This is a genomic window from Dactylosporangium sp. NPDC048998 (assembly GCF_043197855.1).
Lineage (GTDB): Bacteria > Actinomycetota > Actinomycetes > Mycobacteriales > Micromonosporaceae > Dactylosporangium.
Genome location: NZ_JBICTV010000005.1, coordinates 107680 through 125987, shown reverse-complemented (window position 1 = coordinate 125987; position 18308 = coordinate 107680). Strand labels below are relative to the sequence as shown.

Genomic DNA, 18308 nt, shown 5'->3' with positions numbered 1-18308 from the left:
CCGCCTGCGGCGCCGCTCATCGCAGGCTCGCCGTGAAGGCGACGAGGGCCTCGAACTGGGCGGCCAGGCCGTGCTCGACGTCGCCGAGCGGGTCCTTGAAGAAGAAGGCCAGCTCGGGCAGCGGCCCCACCCGGCCGCTGCGGTGCGCGGCGGCCGTCAGCCGGGCGAGGTCGAGCACCAGCGGGGCGGCGAGCGCGGAGTCGCAGCCGTGCCAGGTGAACTCCATGCGCATCGACGTGCCGAGGAACCCGGCGAACGTGACCAGGTCCCAGGCGGTCTTGAAGTCGCCGATGTCCGGCACGTACTCGATGCGGGTGTGCCCGTCCGGGACGTATCCGAGGGTCTCGCCGAGCACGCGCTGCTTGCTCGCCGACTTGGCCGCGTTGGCCGCCGGCTCGGAGAGCGTGGCGCCGTCGCCGCCGCCGAGCAGGTTGATGCCCGACCAGGATCGCACGCTGAGCCGGCGCATCGCGAACATCGGGGCGAGCGCCGACTTGAGCAGGGTCTCGCCGGTCTTGCCGTCGTGGCCCGCGTACGGCAGGCGCTGCCGCTCCGCCAGCTCGTGCAGCGCCGGCAGGCGGGCGCCCGTCGACGGGGTGAAGTCGACGTACGCACAGCCGGCGGTCAGGGCGGCGTACGCGGCGAGGGAGCTCGGTGGGAGTACGACATCCGGGGTCTGCAACGCCTCGCGCAGCGCCTCCAGCGAGGCGTGCGCCGGGTGCGGGGCCGGGGCCGCCTCGGTGGACGCCACGTTGACGACGACCACGCGCTCCAGCCCGTGCCGCTCGCGGAACGCGGCCAGGTCGGCCACGATCGCCTCGGCGACGCCGCTCTGGGTCCCGGCGTGCGGCAGCGGCCGGATCTCCTCGTCCGCCGCGGCCAGTTCACCGTGGAGCGCGGCGACCAGCCGCGCCGGCACGACACCGGCGGCGGCCAGCGCCTCGGCCCGCTTGAGCAGCCCGGTCGTGGCGAGGTCATGGCCGCCGAACACGAGGTCGGCAAACCCGGGTAACGCCCCGCCACACAGGGCGGGATGCTCGGTGACGCATCCGACCGGCTCGGTCAGCCCGGCCCGCAGCGCCGCAGCGCCGACGATGCTGGTGACGGCGACGGATCCGCGCGCGCCAACCAGCCACACACCCGTACGCACGGGCTCCTCCTAGTGGTGAGGAATCGTGTGACGATAGGGAGTTCATGGTGGGGGCGACATCGCCGATTGTCGCTGGATTACGAGCCTAGATCCCTTCCCCCGCCTTCCGCCATAGGCAACCGAACTTTTATCCAAACCAAAAAAACTTTGGCGTAGTACTCCTAAAGTCTGGTCATCGTCGCCGACTTCCCCGCCCCCTGTCCCCGCCTCCGCGCCCCAACGCCGCGGCGTTCCCCCCGCTCCCGCCCCTCTTCCGCCTGTTCTCGCCGCCTTTCCGCCGCCCCGGCTCCGCGACACTCAGCCCGCTCTCCCCACCACCCTTCCGCCCCGGCTCCGCTACACCCCGCCCGCTCTCCTCGCCCTTGCGCCCCGGCGCCGCTACACCGCGCCCGTTCTCCTCGCCCTTGCGCCCCGGCTCCGCAACACTCCGCCCACTCCCGCCGTCCTTTCGCCTCGGACCGCCCGCGTTCGGCCCCGGCCCGTCGGCTTTCCGCCCGGCTCCGTCGGTTTGCCGTCCCGGCTCCCCGGCCGGCGCCCGGCGGAGCACCCACCGCTCCGCAGCCGTCCAGACGCCGGTGGTGACGAGGTAGAGCCCGGCGGCGAGCGGCACAAACGGCGCGAAGAGGACGGTCCCGAACGACAGCGCCCGGACGAACCTGGGCGACCCCTCGGGCAACTGCCGCACGTTCCACAGCGCGATCCCGGCGAGCGCGGCCACGACGAGCCACCCGGCCACGAGCGCCGGATGCCCGACGAGCCGGGCGGTGAGCTCGGCACCGAGCAGCGTGTGCCCGTGCATGGCGGTCCCGGTGAACTCCCGGTACAACAGCCAGACGAACGGCGCCTGGGCGAGCGACGGCAGCAACCCCGCAAAAGGTCCGGACCCTTCACCTCGCATCAGCGCGGCGGTCTTCTCGGCGAGTACGACAGGCTCGTGCGAGTGCCGCTCGCGCAGTTCGGCGATCCGCGGCGCAAGCCGGGCCCGAACCCGCTCGGCACGGTAGGCACGCAAACTGAGCGGCAGCAACAGGGCCCGCAACAGGAGGGTGGCAACGACAATGGCGGCCGGCACAGACCCGAGCACCCCAGCCAGCACGATGAGAACATGATGAACCACGGAACGTGACCCTTCTCGGTCAACGAAACAACCGGACGCACCCCGACGGCGCGTTTGATGAGCCCGACCCCGACCTGCGCGCGGACGGATCAGCGCACGGTCAAGAAGCCGGCAACGAAGTTCGCCTTTTCCGTGATCATGGAGTGAACGTGCTGCTCCTTAGTACATTTCCGCTCCGTGATCATGGAGAACGTGGCGGCCGGTCGGCACAGATCGCAGGCCCGGCCGGCGCCGCCCGGACCTGGCTTCTCGCGATGCCAACGGCCCAATTGGCGGCCGCTCCCGGACAGACGCATCTCTTGCGCGTTGGGGCAACGCCGCGCACCGCACGTCACCTCGCGCCGGACACGCGGCACCGCGGCACCATCACGCCCGTCGCGAAACCCGCACGCGGCAGCACGTGCACGTCCACTGCGAAACCCGCACGTCCATCGCGGTCGCCGCACGTCAAGGTGCGAAACCCGCACGTCCATCGCGGTCGCCGCACGTCAAGGTGCGAAACCCGCACGTCCATCGCAGTAGCCGCACGTCAAGGTGCGAAACCCGCACATGGCATTGCGGCATCGCAAGGCACGTGTTGCGGTGCGGTGCGGCATGGCAGGTGCGCGGTTCGGCACCCGCGCGGCGCGGCGCGGTTCGACACCCGCGCGGCGCGGTTCGGCACCTGCACGGCGCGGTTCCCCACCGCGCGGCGGGTCAGACTCCGGGGGCGCGAGGACGCGGCCGACCGGCCGCGTCGGGGTCGACCGAGCGGATCGAGTGGCCACGGGCGGCACGGGCGCGCGCCGGAACGGCACGCAGCCGTGCGGGCGCGGCCGGCGCCCCGGCGACAAGCCTCGCGGCGAGGACGACGGCGAGCGCGGCCAGCACCGCCGTCGCAACGGCGACGACGTCGGCCGGCGTGACGACCGAGGCCCACGCGGCGAACAGGGTGGTCAGTGACCACGACATGCATCCGATGCTACGCGGCCCGGGCAACCCCCCGCGCCGTCCGCATCCATCCGGGCCGTCGACAATCACCTGCCCGGTCGCAGCCCAGGCCCCATCGCCAGCCCAGCCGCCGCCCGACCCGTCGCCGCCCGGATCGCCGCAGCCCCGCTGCAAGCGACTCCCACCGCAAGCCAGCTGCCACCGCAGGACAACGCCGCCGCAAGCCAACCAAGCCAGGCCCGCCGCAAGCCAACCCCGCCGCACGACGACTCCCGTGGCTTCCCTGTCCCGCCACGACCCGCCCCTGCCACCGGGTGATCGAGGTCGACGGCCGCGTCGGCGCCTCGGGAGTGGCTTCCCTGTCCCGCCACGACCCGCCCCTGCCACCGGGTGATCGAGGTCGACGGCCGCGTCGGCGCCTCGGACGTGGCTTCCCTCCCGCCACGACCCGCCCCTGCCGCAGCCCGGCTCCGGCCACGGACCCGCTCTCGGCCAGGCCGGGGCTGCAATCGGCTCCCGGCCCCAAGCCCCCGGCCGCGGGCCCCAAGCCACAAGGCCGCGGGCTGCGGTCTGGGCTCGAGAGGCGGCTGCGGCGGGCGCGGTCAGGAAGTTGTGGCGCGCGACCTCACCCAGGCGGCGATCTGGGTGCGGGACTCCAGGTTGAGCTTGTTGAGGATGTTCGATACGTGGACGGCGGCGGTGCGGGGTGAGATGTACAGGCGGCGGGCGAGCTCGGCGTTGGTGAGGCCCTCGGCCAGCAGGACGGCGACCTCGCGCTCGCGCGGGGTGAGGGCCTGGTCGCCGGAGCCCGCGGTGGCCGGGGCGGCCAGGCCCAGGCGGCCGCGCAGGCCGGTCAGCTCGGCCACGCGCCAGCCGGCCCAGCGGGCCAGGTGCGGTTCGGCGGCGCGGACCTGGTCGCGGGCCGCCTCCGGGTCGCCCAGGGCGAGCAGGCAGCGGGCGGCGCCGAGGTGGCCGGTGCCGCGCTGGGCGGGCAGCAGCATGGTGGGCTCGGCGACGGCGGCGCGGTAGAGGCGCAGCGCGTCGGCGGTGTCGCCGGCGGCCTCGGCGATCTGGGCGTCGGCGAGCCAGCGGTACGCGTCGTCGAACAGCGGGTCGTCGATGGCGGCCGCGAGCGGGCGCAGCTCGTCGGCGGTCAGGCTCGCGGACAGGCCGGCGGAGATCAGGTCGTGTGCGAAATCGCGGCCGGTGACGCCGGTGACGCGGACCGCGTCGAGGACGGTGCGCAGCAGCTCGCGGGCCTGGTCGGCGCGGCCGAGGCGGCAGGCGAGGTGGAACTGCAGGCCGGGGACCGAGGTCTGGGTGAGCATCGTGTAGGCGTCGCTGGACTGCTCGATGAGGCCGCGGAGGACGATGTCGGCCTTGTCGAGCTCGCCGGCCTCCAGCAGCAGGCCGGCGAAGAGCACGCCGTGGTAGTCGCTGCCGTTGCGGGTGCGCAGCAGGCCCCGGTCGCGGCGCCGGGCGGCCTCCAGTTCGGCGATGGCGACGCCGAGGTTGCCCTCCTGGACGGCGAGCCGGGCGCGGCCCTGGAAGTATGCGGCGACGGCCAGCGACTCGAACCCGGCCCGCTCCGCGAACGTGCGCATCCGCTCGAGCGCCGCGGCCCAGTCGGCGGGCCCGCCGGGCAGCAGGTTGTAGAGGTTGTTGAGCGACCGGGCGGCCAGCAGCCACTCGCCGGCGTCCTCGGCCTCCTTCGCGGCCTCGTTGAGCAGCTTGATGCCGTCCTCGACGCCGGCCGCGACGTTGACGAGGGCGGAGCCCTTCTCGACCTTGCCGGCGAGCCAGACCCCGGGCAGGCCGAGCTCCTCGCCGAGGGAGATCGCCATGTCGGCCCACGCGACGGCCCGCTCGGTGTCGTCGTGCAGCATGTACGCCTGGGCGATCGCCGCGAACGCATGCGCCTTCGCCGGCCCGTCGTCGAGATGCGCGATCTCGGCCCGCAGCTGCGCGGCGCGCTCCTGCATGCTGGTGCTGCTGCCGATCTCCCAGCTGAGCCGCACCAGCAGGCGCAGGGCGTCGGCGCGCTCCTCGCGGGTGGCGGCGGCGTCGAGCCACCGGCGGCCGAGCTCCTGCGCGTCGTCGAGCAGCCCGGCGAGCCACGCGGCCCGCGCGCCGCAGGACAGCAGCTCGACGTCGTCGGGCAGCTCGTCGAGGCCCATCTCGGCCAGCTGCAGCGCCTGGTACGGCGAGCCCATCGCCATGTAGACGTGCAACCCTCGGCGGGCGGCCTCGACCATGTCGAGATAGCGGCCGGCGCCCCGGGCGTGGTGTGCGACGAGCGCGTAGTCCCTGCTGCCGGTGGACAGCAGCGTCTCCAGGGCGAGCTCGTGCAGGCGGCGCCGCTGCCTGGCGAGCATCTCGTCGACGAGCGCCTCGCGGGTCAGGGCGTGCCGGAAGCTGAACTCGTCGTCGCCGGTCTCGACCATCAGGCCGCGGCGCACCAGGGCACGCAGGCCGTCGATGAGCTCGTTCTCGTCGAAGCCGGTGACGGCGGCGAGCAGGTCGAACGGGACCTTGCGGCCGAGCACGGCGGCGGCCTCGACGATGCGCTTCTCGGCGTCGTCGAGGTCGTCGAGCTGCCGGCGCAGCGCCTCGGCCACGTTCCACGGCAGCGGCCGGTCGCACAGGGTGTCGAGGTCGCCGTCGCCGTTGGCCTTGAGCAGCTCCTCGAGGAAGAACGGGTTGCCGCCGGTGCGGTTGTGCAGGGACAGCGCGGTGCGGTAGGCGGGCGGGCGGCCGGTGGCGGACTTGATGAACATCGACGTGTCGGCGAGGCTGAGCCGCTCAAGCCGCACGTTGGTCACCGTGTATCGCCGCTCGAGCCGGGTCAGCAGGTCGGCGAGCGGGTGCCGCCGGGTGACCTCGTCGGGCCGGTAGGTGCCGATGAGCAGCCGGCTGCCGGGAAGCTCGGCGATCCGCTCGAACAGCGCGACGCTCTCCGAGTCGGCCCAGTGCAGGTCCTCGAACACCACGATCGACGAACCGGGCGTCGTCAGCCGCCGCACGATCTCCAGGCCGGCCTGGATCCGGTCGATCATCGAGCGGGACGCGTCGGTGACGATCCGCAGCGGCTCCGGTTCGAGGCCCTCGGAGCGGCGACAGCTGTCGATCGCGTCGAGCAGGACCTCGAAGGGGCGGCTGAGGGTGCCGGGATCGGCCTGCCCGTCGAGCACCGGAACCGTCTCGGGCAGCCCCGCGATCAGTTCCTGGACCAGACGACTCTTGCCGATGCCCGGCTCCCCGCCGAGCATGGCGATGGAAGGCTCGGACCCGTCGACGAGGCGGCGTAACCGGCGCAGCTCGTCGTCGCGGCCGACCATCACCTGGCTCATTCCGCTACGGCTGGCCCGCACGCAACCAGCCTACCGGCGGGAGGCCGGTGCACCGGCTGTGACGGACGCGACCTGCGCCACCACGGACGACGCTCGTCGCGAACGGCGGCCCGGTCGCGCAGCTCGAGGCCGAGCAGGCCCTGCTGACGGTGCTTGAGCTGGCTGTGCAGGAAAACGGGGTGCATCATCTCGACTCCTCGGCCTGGTGATTCCGTGCTTGTGACCCAATCCTGTCGCGGTAAGGAGCCCGTGCCATCCGCACCTGTTACGTATCTTCGGCGCCCGGGCCGGTCTAGTCATCGCGCCGCTGACTAGTCATGCCCGGACGGCCGACGACCCCGGAAACCAGCACAGCCCCGGCGTGCCGTGCGGACCACCAGGAGGGGTGTGGTCCGCGCGGCGCACCGAGGCTGTACTCCCCCGCGGCTCGGGTCGTGCGGGTCTCGCCGGTCAGGTGGCTACGCCGTCGCTGCGGCGCCGTAGCTTCACGCGGCTTGACCAGTGCTTGGCCTCGTCGAGCATGTGCAGCCGGCGCTGGCGGACGAGCTCGGTGAGCAGACCGTCGTGAACGTTCATCTCCAGATCCCCTTCCAACCTTGTGCACCCATCCTGTCGAAGTAAGGTCCGCGTCCCATCGGTATCGCTTACGTAATCCAGCCGGGCCGACATACGTAGTCGGCCACCCCGACGCGTCTACGTATCCCTAGGCCCATCTAGTCATCCCGCATCGCCGCAGGTTACGGCCGCCCTCGCCGGGGAACGGGTCGATACATGATGCGCATCGGGACCTCCGGCTGGCAGTACAAGGACTGGCGCGGCCGCTTCTACCCGCCCGATGTGCCGCACCGTCTGTGGCTGGAGCACTACGCGGCGGCGTTCGACACCGTCGAGGTGAACAACGCGTTCTACCGGCTGCCCGAGCGCGCCACGTTCGAGGACTGGCGCACGCGCACGACCGCGGACTTCGTGGTCACGGTCAAGGCAAGCCGGTACCTCACCCACATCAAGCGCCTGCACGAGCCGCGGGAGCCGGTCGCCCGCCTGCTCGAGCGGGCCGCCGGCCTGGGCCGCAAGCTCGGGCCGATCCTGCTGCAGCTGCCGCCGACGCTGCCGGCCGACCCGGCCGCGCTCGACGCCACCCTGGACGCCTTCCCGCGCGAGGTCCGCGTGGCCGTCGAGCCGCGCCACGACTCCTGGTGGAACGGCGAGGTTCGTGACGTACTGCAGTCACACGACGCCGCGCTGTGCTGGTCGGACCGCAAGGGCCGCCCGCAGTCCCCGCTGTGGCGCACCGCCGGCTGGGGCTACCTGCGCCTGCACGAGGGCCGCGGCACCCCCTGGCCCCGATACGGCCGCGCGGCACTGGACACCTGGACCGCCCGCCTCGCCGAGGCGTTCCAAGAGCATTCCACCTATGTGTACTTCAACAACGACCAAGGCTGCGCGGCCGTCGCCGACGCCGTGGCCTTCGCCCACCTGGCCGAGCGGCGAGGGCTCACGGTCGGCCGCGCCCCGGCCCGGCTGCCGCAGTGGTCGTAGTCTTCGACCGTGGCCAAGTTCTGCTGCGTGGTCTTCCTGATCGCCGCGTTCCTCACGTTCCTGGTGTGGCAACGCCGCCGCCTGCTCAGCCGCGGCCCCGACGACCGGTCACGCTGACCGCCACCGCGACGCCCGCGCGCCGAGGGGATGCCCGCTACGGAGCGCTACCGCGAACCGGCAGGAACGGCGGCAGAACCACCGGCAGAACCGGCGGAGGCGCCCCGCCGACCAGGCGTGGGTGCGGGTGTCCAAATTCTCGACCGTGGCGACGGTGCCGCTGACGGCGGCCGCGACCTCCGCGCGCCCGACGGCGCGTCGGGCAACGCGACCCACGCCGTGCCGGGCGGGACCGATGTATCAGGCGGGCCGGACCCCGACTCTCCTGCAGTGGAGGTGCGACCGGAACCTCGGACGCACGCCGACCGGTCTCCCAAGACCATAAGAAGTTCCAATTCATCGGATATCCGGCAGAACCGCCGGACAAAGGCGGTGAATGCCACAAAGCATGCACCCGGAGGGTCGCCGGGAGATCGCTCAGCGTGATCAAGGGACAACGGAACCGGCACGTTCCCGATATTCTGTGTGTTCGATGTGGGACCGGAGGGGGGCCGCCCATATGGGCAAGCACGGGGTTGTGTCGGCTCGCGCACGACGGCGCACGACACGGTGACCGCAACCGTGGGCCGGGACGGCGGCGCGTTCACCGGGGCGACCGAGGCCGTGCTGCACCTGCACCGCGCCGCCAACGCCGTGCGGCAGCACGTCGAGCAGGAGGTGCTCCGGCCGCGGCAGCTCACCTGGACCGGCTTCGTGGTGCTCCGCACGGTCTGGGCGGCGCGGCGGATCGAGACCCGGCACGTCGCCGAGCAGGCCGGCATCTCGAAGGCGACGCTCACGGGCGTGGTCGACACGCTGTCCGGGCGCGGCCTGATGCGGCGCACCAACCACCCCGACGACGGACGCCTGGTGCTGCTGCAGCTCACGCGGAAGGGGCACCGGCTGATCCGCGAGCTGCTGCCGGAGTCACAGACCGCCGAGGCGTTCGCGCTGTCCTACCTGGAGCCGGCCCAGCTCGCCCTGGTCACGGCTGCGTTGCGTGGACTCGTCGATCACCTGGAGCGATCACGCTAGCCGCGCATTGTCCAAATGGCCCCGTTAAGGGGAGAAGCGTCATTTCTCGGCACCCCGGTCGTTGGTAGAAGACCAGAACAGTGCCATAACAGGTGTGACCTCCGGCGCGGACGAACGGCGTTTCCTGGACTACTGTCGGGGCAGCGACGAGGGCGTGCTGCGGCGCACAATGGTGTCCGAACGGGCACGAGGGTTGCATCCAGCGCGGTCTTTTCATCTCGGGGTGAAAGGGCCAGACTGCACGTGAACAGCACCCCGGGCCGCTCCGGACGCACCGCACACCCCTGGCAGCGACGAAAGACCGTGGAAGGACCCCGATGACCGAGGCAGGCAAGCGCGACGACGCCGGCGAGTCCGGCACGCCGGACCTGCCGCCGCTGCGCTCGGCCGCGCCCGCCAGGCGCGCCATCGTGGGCGACCTCACCCCGAACGACCCGGTCCGCATCGACGACTACCGGCTGCTCGGCCAGCTCGGCGTCGGCGGCATGGGCACGGTCTATCTGGCGCAGTCCCCGGAGGGCACCCGGGTGGCGGTCAAGCTGGTCCACGCCCACCTGGCCCGCGACCCCCGCTTCCGGGTGCGCTTCGCCGGCGAGGTGCGCGCCGCGCAGCGGGTGCCGGGGTTCTGCACGGCGCGGGTGCTCGACTCCGGCGTGTACGAGGAGCGTCCCTACCTCGTCACCGAATACCTGGAGGGCATCCCGCTGTCCCGGCTCGTCGCCGACGACGGCCCGCTCGACCCGGCGATGCTGCACAGCGTGGCGCTCGGCGTCGCGGCCTCGCTCGCCGCGATTCACAACGTCGGTCTCGTACATCGGGATCTGAAGCCCAGCAACCTCATGGTCACGCTCGGCGGCGTCCGGATCATCGACTTCGGCATCGCCCGGGCGCTCGACGCCGCCAGCGACATCACCGGCACCGGCAACATCGTCGGCAGCCTCGGCTGGGCCTCCCCCGAGCAGCTGCGCGCCGAGGAGCCCACGGCGGCGATGGACATCTTCGGCTGGGGCTGCCTGGTCGCGTTCGCTGCCACCGGCCGCCACCCGTATGGCGGGGAGGAGGCGGCCGCCCGCGCCTGGAAGATCCTCGAGGGCGACCCCGACCTCAGCGGCGTGCCCGACCCGGTGCGCGACCTCGTCGCCGCCGCGCTGAGCCGCGACCCGGCCGACCGCCCCGACGCCCGCCAGCTGCTGCTCGGCCTCGCGATCGACGACCTCGAGGCCGTCACGGTCCCGGTGCAGCGCCGCTGGCTGCGCGGCGCGTCGCAGATGTCGCGCCGGCGCGTGACGTCGATGGCGATCGCGGTACCGATGGCGCTGGCCCTGGTCTTCGCGGCCGCCGAGACGACCGCGGACCTGAGGGGTGGCAGCCCCGGCACCGACAACCACCACGGCACCACGGGCGGCGACCAGGTCACCACCAACCTGTCCCCGCAGCCCGGCCCGCAAGCGACCGTGGGCGGCGGCGGCCGGCCGGGCGGCGGCCCGACGCAGACGCTGATCGGCAACCCGACCAACGCGGCGCAGACGCCGGCCCCCACCCAGACGACCTACGGCACCGTGGTGACGCCGACGATGCTGCCGAGCACGCCGATCACCACTCCGGCCACGACGACGGCGGACCCGCCGCCGACGGAGACCACCGCGCCGCCGACGACCACGCCGCCGACGACGGAGACCATCGCCCCGCCGGCCGCGGGCGTGGACGCGCTGCCGATCAGCCAGTAGCGGTCAGGCGACGTGCTCCAGGTACCGGCGAATGGTCTCCTGGAGCACTTCCTCACCGGGACGTGACCAGACGTCCTCGTGGAACACCTCGACCTCGATCGGCCCGGCGTAGCCGGCCGCGTCGACGGCCTCGCGGAACCGGCGCAGCTCCACGCAGCCGGTGCCCGGCAGCCCGCGGCCGAGCAGCACCCCCGCCGGCAGCGGGGTGATCCAGTCGGCGACCTGGAAGCACGCGATCCGCCCGGCCGCACCGGCCCGGGCCAGCTGCGCCCAGACCTGGTCGTCCCACCACAGGTGGTAGGTGTCGACGGCGACGCCGACGGTCTGCGCCGGGTAGGGCTCGGCGATGTCGAGGGCGTTGCCGAGCGTGGCGATCACGCAACGGTCCGACGCGAACATCGGATGCAGAGGTTCGATCGCCAGTCGTACCCCGGCCGCGCGGGCGTGCGGCACGAGCTCGCCGATCGCGTCGGCGATGCGCCGCCGCGCCCCGTCGACGTCCCGGCTGCCCTCCGGCAGGCCGCCGCTGACCAGCACGAGCACCGGCGCGCCGAGCGCGACGGCCTCGTCGATGGCGCGCAGGTTGTCGTCGCGCCAGTCCTCGGCGGTGAAGAAGCCGCCCCGGCACAGCGTGGTGACGTCGAGCCCGGCGGCGCGGACGAGGCCGGCGGTGCGCTCAACGCCGTACGCGGCGACCTGGTCGCGCCACAGCCCGACGCCGGGCACGCCGGCCGCGACGCAGCCCTTGACCGTGTCCTCCATCGGCCATCGCTTGGTGGTCGCCTGGTTCAGCGAGAACCGCGACAGGTCGCTCACAGGGCCTCCCGGCCGATTCACAGATCGAGGGCCGGGATCGCGATGCGCCGGCCGGTGCGGGCCGACTCCAGGCCGAGCTCGGCCAGCTGCACGCCCCGCGCGCCGGCCGCGAAGTCCCACGGGAACGCGGTGCCGTCGACGACGTGGTGGAGGTACCGCTCCCACTGGACCTTGAAGCCGTTGTCGAACGTCTCGTTGTCGGGCACGAGCTGCCACTGCTCGCGGAAGCGCTCGGTCGCCGGCAGGTCCGGGTTCCAGACCGGCTTCGGGGTGGCGCCGCGGTGCTGGATGCGGCACTCGCGCAGGCCCGCCACCGCGCTGCCGTGCGTGCCGTCGACCTGAAACTCCACGAGCTCGTCGCGGTGCACGCGGACGGCCCAGCTCGAGTTGATCTGCGCGATGATGCCGCCCTCGAGCTCGAACGTGCCGTACGCGGCGTCGTCGGCGGTCGCGTCGTAGACGACGCCGTTCTCGTCCACGCGCGACGGGATGTGGGTGGCCACCGTCGCCTGCACCGAGCGGATCGGGCCGAAGAGGCGCTCCAGCACGTACTGCCAGTGCGGGAACATGTCGACGACGATCCCGCCGCCGTCGGCGGCCCGGTAGTTCCACGACGGGCGCTGCGCGGCCTGCCAGTCGCCCTCGAAGACCCAGTAGCCGAACTCGCCGCGCACCGACAGAATGCGGCCGAAGAAACCGCCCTCGATGAGGCGCCGCAGCTTGCGCAGGCCGGGCAGGAAGAGCTTGTCCTGTACCACGCCGTGCTTGACGCCGGCGGCGCGCGCGGTCCGGCACAGGTCGACGGCGGCGGCGGTGTCGTCGGCGAGGGGCTTCTCGGTGTAGATGTGCTTGCCGGCCTCGATCGCGGCGCGGATCGCCTTCTCGCGCTGCTGGGTCACCTGCGCGTCGAAGTAGATCCGCACGTCGTCGCGGGCGAGCGCGGCGTCGAGGTCGGTCGTCCAGTCGGTGAGGCCGTGCCGCTCGGCGATCTCCTGCAGCTTGGCGGCATTGCGCCCGACCAGTACCGGTTCGGGCCAGATCCGCCGGCCGTCGGCGGCGGGCAGGCCACCGTCGGAACGGATGGCCAGCAGCGAGCGGACCAGATGCTGGCGGTATCCCATGCGGCCGGTCACGCCGTTGAGCACGATGCCGATCGGAAGGCGGTTCACGGGTCTCCTCAGGCCGAAGCCGGGACGTAGGTCTCGAGCAGGCCGCACATGCCGTGCTTGCCCCGCTCGGTGGGCTCGGTCAGCACGGACACGCCGCCGTGCGCCAGGTACGAGATCTCCGATTTCTCCAGGGCGTCCAGCTGCCGCCCGGTCTCCAGCGCGGCGTCGAGCGCGCCGGCCTCCCAGCGCCGCCGCCAGTCCGCCAGCCGGGGTGCGACGAGCGCGGCGGCGGCACGGCAGAAGTCCTCGAACGCCCCGGGTCCGGCCGCGCGCATCGCCAGGAACCCGGTGACGGCCAGGTCGCGGCGGCGGTAGGCGGGCGCCGGGTCCGGCCCGCCGGGCAGCGTGGCCGCCGTGCGGTACACCTCCGGGTCGCCGAGGATGTCGGCCGGGAAGGTCAGCACCGCGTCGCCGGCCTCGGGCAGGCCGCTGTTCTGCATCAGCACGACCAGCTGCAGGCCGCCGTCGTTGACGAGCCGGTGGATGGTGCCCGGCCGGAACCAGGCGACCGTCCCCGGTGTCAGCGAGGTCTCGCGGTACCCCTCCCCCGACAGCGTCTGGACGTGCCCCGAGCCGGCCAGCACGACGTAGCCCTCCGAGCACGTCAGGTGCATGTGCGGCGTGCCCCCGTGCAGCCCGTCGGGCGCGGTGGTGTCGTACACCGACAGCCGCGACACGCCGACAGCGCCGGGCAGATGGGACTTCATGGCAACCCCCGGATTCAGGAAACCGCTTTCCTGAGGCTAGCCGGTACGCTGAGCGCGGGTCAATGGAGAGGAGTGCACGATGGCGACGCTCGCCGACGTCGCCCGCCGTGCGGGCGTGTCACCGGCCACCGCATCCCGGATCATCAGCGGCAGCACGAAGCTGGTCACCGACGAGCTCCGCGCGCGGGTGCTGCGGGCCGTCGACGAGCTGCAGTACGTGCCGAACGCGCACGCCCAGCTGCTGGCGCGGGCGCAGCGCACCGCGGTGGGCGTGATCGTGCACGACGTCTCCGACCCGTACTTCGCCGAGATCACCCGCGGGCTGCAGCAGGTGGCGACCGCGCACGGCCGACTCGTGATCATCTGCAACAGCTACCGCGACCCGGCGCGCGAGCTGGAGTACGTGGAGCTGCTGCGCGCCCAGCAGGTCGCCGCGATCGTGCTGGCCGGCTCGGGCTACCACGACGCGGCGTTCACCAAGGCGCTCAAGGGCAAGCTCGCCGCGTACACCCGCACCGGCGGCCGGGTCAGCGTCATCGGCCGGCACGAGTTGCCCGGCGACGCGGTCATGCCGGCCAACGAGGAGGGCGGGTACCTCGCCGGCGCCGAGCTGTTCGGCGGCGGGCACCGCAAGGTCGGGGTGATCGCCGGCCCACAGGTGCTGACCACGACCACGGACCGCCTCGCCGGGCTGCGCCGCGCGGCCCGCGAGTTCGGCCGGACGGTGCCGGCGCGGCGCATCGCGTACGCCGGGTTCGACCGCGACGGCGGCGCCGAGGCCACCGCCGCGCTGCTGGACGCCTCCCCCGACCTGACCGCGATCGTGGCGCTCAACGACTCGATGGCGGTCGGCGCGCTGAGCACGCTGCGGGAGCGCGGGATCGCGGTACCGGAGCGGATCTCGCTGATCGGGTTCGACGACATGCCGATCGCCCGCGACGTCACGCCGGCGCTGAGCACCGTGCGGCTGCCGCTGGCCGAGATGGGCGCCCGCGCGATGTCCCTCGCCCTCGACATGGGCGAGGCCTCGCGCACCGAGCCGGTCCCGGCCGTGCTGGTGCGCCGGGCCAGCAGCCGGCCGGCGATCAGCCGTTGACGTCCTGGTACGAGGGCAGGCCGGCGCGGACGGGCTCTGCCCGGCGTACCGCCTCGGCGGTCTCGACGGCGGCGGCGAGCGCGGCGCGGAACAGCAGCGAGCCCATGCTGACCCGCGCCACGCCCAGCCCCGCGAGTTCGGGCAGCACCGGACCGCCGGCCTGCGCCAGCACATTCAGCGGCACGTCCAGCGCCTCGACAAGAGCCGATATTTCCGATGCATCGGACACACCCGGCACGAAGATGCCGTCCGCGCCGGCGTCCTGGTAGCGCCGCGCGCGGCGCAGCGCCTCCGGCAGGTCGCCGGGGCGCAGCCAGTGCGTGTCCGTGCGCGCGTTCACGAACAGCTCCGGCGCCTCCCGCTTGACGCCCCGGATCAGCGCCGCGTGTACCTCCGGATCGCACATCGCGTCCTCGACGTTGACGCCCACGGCCCCGGCCTCGGCGGCCGTCACGGCGGCGGCGACCGAGCCGCGCTCGATGTCGGCCGAGACGTGCAGCCCCAGCGGCGCCAGGCGCGCCACCAGCCGCAGGGTCTCCGGTACGGCGGCGTCCTCGCCGTCGGGCAGGCCGTGGCTCGCGGCCACGCCGAGGCTGGTGGTGCCGACCGCGGCGAACCCGGCCGCGGCGAGCGCCCGGGCGCCGGCCACGTCCCACACGTTCGGCAGCAGCAGCGGATCGCCCGGCCGGTGCAGGGCGGCGAACGGCGTCATCGCGAGGCTCCTTCCACGAGCGCCAGGGCATGCTCCCGGCCGGGGCAGGCGCGCGGCCCGGCCCCGAACGGGGCGCCGGCCAGCGAGACGAGCACGACCTCGCCGTCGGGGGCCACCCGCCGCGTCGACGGCACCGGCGGGTCGTCGCGCAGCACGTCGGCGATCGGCCGGGTGCGGGACCGCGAGATCAGCGCCGCGGTCGCGTCGCAGGCCTGCACCAGCAGCGCGATGTGTGCGGCGGTGCGCTCGTCGTAGGCGCCGCCGAACGCGGCGACGAGCCGGTCGACAGCGGGGTCGGCGCAAGCGTCTCCCGTCTGGTACGCCGACGCCGCGATCCGCACGTCGTCGGTCACCGGCCCCAGGACCGCCTCCGCGACGCCGAGCTCGCGGGCCAGGCGCGCCACCGGATGCCCGTCGTACGGGGCGCGCAGCGCCTCGGCGTCGAGCCCGGCGAGCAGGCCGGCGACGAGCGCGCGGCGGCGCTCGTGCTCGCCGCCGTTGCAGAACCGGCTCACGGCGCCGCGCAGCCAGCCGATGCCGGTGGCGGCGGGCCCGGCGGGCACGGCCTCGGGCACGCGGTAGGCGAGGTCGGACAGCACCTCGGCGGTGACGGTTCGCATACCGCCGACACTACGGCCGCGACCGTTCGGTGGAGGCCGAACCGTCTAGGGGGAACGATGGAGGCATGACCACGGACGCCGCCGGCCTGGCCTCGCTGGCGAACCTGCTCGCCGACGAGACGCGGGCCGCGATGTGCCTGGCGCTGCTCGACGGGCGCGCGTGGACCGCGGGCGAGCTGGCCGCGCACGCCGGCGTCGCGCGCTCCACCGCGACCGAGCACCTGCACCAGCTGATCGGCGGCGGGCTGCTCGCCGAGGAGCGTCAGGGCCGCCACCGGTACGTCAGGCTCGCCGACGCCTCCGCCGCGCACCTCATCGAGGACCTCTCCGCGCACCTCACGCCGGCCCGCACGCCGGCCCACGGGCTGCGCCAGGCGACCGCGGCCGCGGCCATGAAGCGCGCCCGGACCTGCTACGACCACCTCGCCGGTGAGCTCGGCGTCGCGGTGACCGACGCGATGACCGCGCGCGGCCTGCTCGACCAGCGCGCCGGCTTCGCGCTGACCGACCGGGGCCTGGCCTGGCTGACCGCCGAGGCCGGCATCGACCCGGCGGGGCTGCGGCGCCAGCGCCGCCCGCTCGCCCGCGGCTGCCTGGACTGGACCGAGCGCCGCCCCCACCTCGCGGGCGTGGCCGGCGCCCGGCTGTGCGAGCGGTTCATGGCGCAGCGCTGGGTGGTGCGCATCGGCACCGGCCGGGCCGTGAAGGTCACCCCGGCGGGCCTCGCCGGCCTCCACGACCTGCTGGGCATCGATTAGCTTTTGGCGCCGTTGGGTAGACAGCGCTCAACGCATCGCTGCTCCCCCGGAGGCTGACGTGTTCGCTGTGATCGCCGCGATCCTGTTCGCGGTCGCCCTGCTGATCGACCTGCTCGGCGCCGGCACCGGCCCGATCCTCGACGCCGGAACGCTGAGCCTGGCCGGCTTCCTGTGCATCGCCCTGCACCTGGCCGGCGCCGGCACCTGGACGGCCGGCCGCTTCGGCTCGTACCGCCGACGCCGCTACGCCCGCCGCTGACCGCCCGCCGCTGACCGCCCTGGCGCCCGGGGACCCGCTCAGACGTGCTCGGGGCGAAGACCGACGCCGATGACCCGGGCCGGGATCGCGCCCAGCGCCGGGTAGCGGTCCAGCAGGCGCACCGGCAGCGGCGGGGTCGTCGGGTGCCCGGTCAGCGCCCGGGTCAGCATGGCCCGCTGCAGGGCGCGCTGGACCAGCTGGGTGCCGGCCGTCGGCAGCGACCGGCGCCGCTGTACCGTCGCCAGCTCCCGCTCCGTCGGCGGGCGGCCCTGCTCGAACGCCGCGCCGATGACACGGGCCGCGGCGACCGCGTCCTGGATCGCCAGGTTGATGCCCACGCCGCCGACCGGCGACATCGCGTGCGCCGCATCGCCGATCAGCAGGGCGCCGGGCACGTGCCAGCGGAAGAGCCGGTCCATCCGTACGGTCAGCGTCCGCACCCGGTCCCAGTCCTGGATTTCGGCGACGCGGCCGGCCAGGTAGGGCACGCTGTCCGCGATCGCGGCCCGGAAGGCGGGCAGGCCGGCCGCGCGGACCTGCTCGTCGCCGCCCTTGGGCACGACGAAGCCCATCTGCCAGTAGTCGCCGCGGTCGATGCCGATGAACAGGCGCCCCTCGTCGACCCGGCCGGCCAGGCCCTCGGGGTCGCCGGGCTCGCGGGGCAGCCGGAACCACAGCACGTCCATCGGCGCGCCGAAGACCTTCGACTTGAGGCCGAGCTCCCGGCGTACCGTCGAATGCCTCCCGTCGCAGGCGACGGTCAGCGGGGCGTCCACCTCGACCGGGCCCTCCGCGGTCCGGGCGGTCACCCCGACCACCCGGCGGTCCCGGCGGCGCACCCCGACGACGTCGGCGCCGCGGTAGAGCGCGAAGTTGCCGTGCTCGGCCAGCAGCTCCAGGAAGTCCGACTGGGGCAGCATCATGACGTACGGATACGGCGCCCGCAGCCGCGCGAAGTCGACCGGCCGGAACGTCCCGCCGTCGTACGTGATCTGGATCTGGCGCAGGATCCGGTGCGGCAGGCGCTCCAGCTCCTCGCCGAGGCCGAGCTCGTCCATGAGCTGCAGCGTCGAGGGGTGCACGGTGTCGCCGCGGAAGTCGCGCAGAAACGTCTCGTGCTTCTCCAGCACCACGGCGTCCACGCCCCGGCGACCCAGCAGCAGCGCCAGGACCAGCCCGGCCGGCCCGCCGCCCACGATGCACACGTCGGCCTTGACGATCATCGGT

17 protein-coding genes are annotated in these 18308 nt (G+C 73.7%); 6 read left to right on the top strand and 11 right to left on the bottom strand.

Annotation, left to right across the window (positions count from 1 at the left end):
* Positions 1-16: 16 nt before the first annotated feature.
* The 5 genes from ACGFI8_RS14315 to ACGFI8_RS14295 form a co-directional block, all read right to left on the bottom strand.
* Complete coding sequence (locus ACGFI8_RS14315; RefSeq protein ID WP_392804319.1) at positions 17-1150, bottom strand: inositol-3-phosphate synthase; 1134 nt, start codon at positions 1148-1150, stop codon at positions 17-19.
* Between the two features lie 172 nt (positions 1151-1322).
* Complete coding sequence (gene yidC / locus ACGFI8_RS14310) at positions 1323-2267, bottom strand: membrane protein insertase YidC (RefSeq protein ID WP_392804317.1); 945 nt, start codon at positions 2265-2267, stop codon at positions 1323-1325.
* A gap of 696 nt (positions 2268-2963) precedes the next feature.
* The gene (locus ACGFI8_RS14305; protein WP_392804315.1) at positions 2964-3218 is read right to left on the bottom strand and encodes a DUF6412 domain-containing protein; all 255 of its coding nucleotides are present in this window, start codon (positions 3216-3218) and stop codon (positions 2964-2966) included.
* 581 nt (positions 3219-3799) lie between these two features.
* Positions 3800-6568, bottom strand: a complete 2769-nt coding sequence (locus ACGFI8_RS14300; protein WP_392804313.1) for an ATP-binding protein — start codon at positions 6566-6568, stop codon at positions 3800-3802.
* Between the two features lie 429 nt (positions 6569-6997).
* Positions 6998-7123 (bottom strand): hypothetical protein, encoded by a 126-nt coding sequence (locus tag ACGFI8_RS14295; protein ID WP_392804311.1) that lies wholly within the window; start codon positions 7121-7123, stop codon positions 6998-7000.
* A 195-nt stretch (positions 7124-7318) separates the two neighbouring features.
* On the opposite strand from ACGFI8_RS14295, the gene ACGFI8_RS14290 reads away from it, so the two are divergent.
* The 3 genes from ACGFI8_RS14290 (at position 7319) to ACGFI8_RS14280 (ending at position 10944) form a co-directional block, all read left to right on the top strand.
* Positions 7319-8086 (top strand): DUF72 domain-containing protein, encoded by a 768-nt coding sequence (locus ACGFI8_RS14290; RefSeq protein WP_392804309.1) that lies wholly within the window; start codon positions 7319-7321, stop codon positions 8084-8086.
* Positions 8087-8752: 666 nt separating this feature from the next.
* Entirely contained in the window at positions 8753-9217 is a 465-nt protein-coding gene (locus tag ACGFI8_RS14285; protein ID WP_392804308.1) for a MarR family winged helix-turn-helix transcriptional regulator, read from the top strand.
* Between the two features lie 317 nt (positions 9218-9534).
* Complete coding sequence (locus ACGFI8_RS14280; protein ID WP_392804306.1) at positions 9535-10944, top strand: serine/threonine-protein kinase; 1410 nt, start codon at positions 9535-9537, stop codon at positions 10942-10944.
* 3 nt (positions 10945-10947) lie between these two features.
* Here ACGFI8_RS14280 and ACGFI8_RS14275 read toward each other — a convergent pair whose 3' ends face one another.
* From ACGFI8_RS14275 to ACGFI8_RS14265, 3 genes are read right to left on the bottom strand one after another with little or no spacing between them, the layout of a single operon-like run.
* Complete coding sequence (locus ACGFI8_RS14275; RefSeq protein ID WP_392805361.1) at positions 10948-11751, bottom strand: sugar phosphate isomerase/epimerase family protein; 804 nt, start codon at positions 11749-11751, stop codon at positions 10948-10950.
* A gap of 26 nt (positions 11752-11777) precedes the next feature.
* Positions 11778-12929 carry a Gfo/Idh/MocA family protein gene (locus ACGFI8_RS14270; protein ID WP_392804304.1) on the bottom strand — a complete coding sequence of 384 codons (1152 nt, stop codon included), beginning with the start codon at positions 12927-12929 and terminating at the stop codon, positions 11778-11780.
* An 8-nt stretch (positions 12930-12937) separates the two neighbouring features.
* Complete coding sequence (locus ACGFI8_RS14265) at positions 12938-13636, bottom strand: cupin domain-containing protein (protein WP_392804302.1); 699 nt, start codon at positions 13634-13636, stop codon at positions 12938-12940.
* Between the two features lie 79 nt (positions 13637-13715).
* Here ACGFI8_RS14265 and ACGFI8_RS14260 point away from each other — a divergent pair, with 79 nt between their 5' ends.
* Positions 13716-14732, top strand: coding sequence for a LacI family DNA-binding transcriptional regulator (locus ACGFI8_RS14260; RefSeq protein WP_392804300.1), 1017 nt, complete (start codon positions 13716-13718; stop codon positions 14730-14732).
* Here the strand turns inward: ACGFI8_RS14260 and ACGFI8_RS14255 are convergent.
* Positions 14722-15444 (bottom strand): isocitrate lyase/phosphoenolpyruvate mutase family protein, encoded by a 723-nt coding sequence (locus ACGFI8_RS14255; RefSeq protein ID WP_392804298.1) that lies wholly within the window; start codon positions 15442-15444, stop codon positions 14722-14724. The genes ACGFI8_RS14260 and ACGFI8_RS14255 overlap by 11 nt on opposite strands.
* Positions 15441-16064 carry a hypothetical protein gene (locus ACGFI8_RS14250; protein WP_392804296.1) on the bottom strand — a complete coding sequence of 208 codons (624 nt, stop codon included), beginning with the start codon at positions 16062-16064 and terminating at the stop codon, positions 15441-15443. The genes ACGFI8_RS14255 and ACGFI8_RS14250 overlap by 4 nt, the downstream gene beginning before the upstream one ends.
* Before the next feature lie 65 nt (positions 16065-16129).
* Between ACGFI8_RS14250 and ACGFI8_RS14245 the strand changes: the two genes are divergently transcribed.
* Together ACGFI8_RS14245 and ACGFI8_RS14240 are read left to right on the top strand one after the other, a co-directional pair.
* Positions 16130-16822: an ArsR/SmtB family transcription factor gene (locus ACGFI8_RS14245; protein WP_392804294.1), complete on the top strand. Its 693-nt coding sequence runs from the start codon at positions 16130-16132 to the stop codon at positions 16820-16822.
* A 58-nt stretch (positions 16823-16880) separates the two neighbouring features.
* Positions 16881-17081, top strand: a complete 201-nt coding sequence (locus ACGFI8_RS14240; protein WP_392804292.1) for a hypothetical protein — start codon at positions 16881-16883, stop codon at positions 17079-17081.
* Between the two features lie 38 nt (positions 17082-17119).
* On the opposite strand, the gene ACGFI8_RS14235 is transcribed toward ACGFI8_RS14240, so the two are convergent.
* On the bottom strand, positions 17120-18304 hold the full coding sequence (locus tag ACGFI8_RS14235) for an FAD-dependent oxidoreductase (protein ID WP_392804291.1): 1185 nt from the start codon (positions 18302-18304) through the stop codon (positions 17120-17122).
* Between the last annotated feature and the right edge of the window lie 4 nt (positions 18305-18308).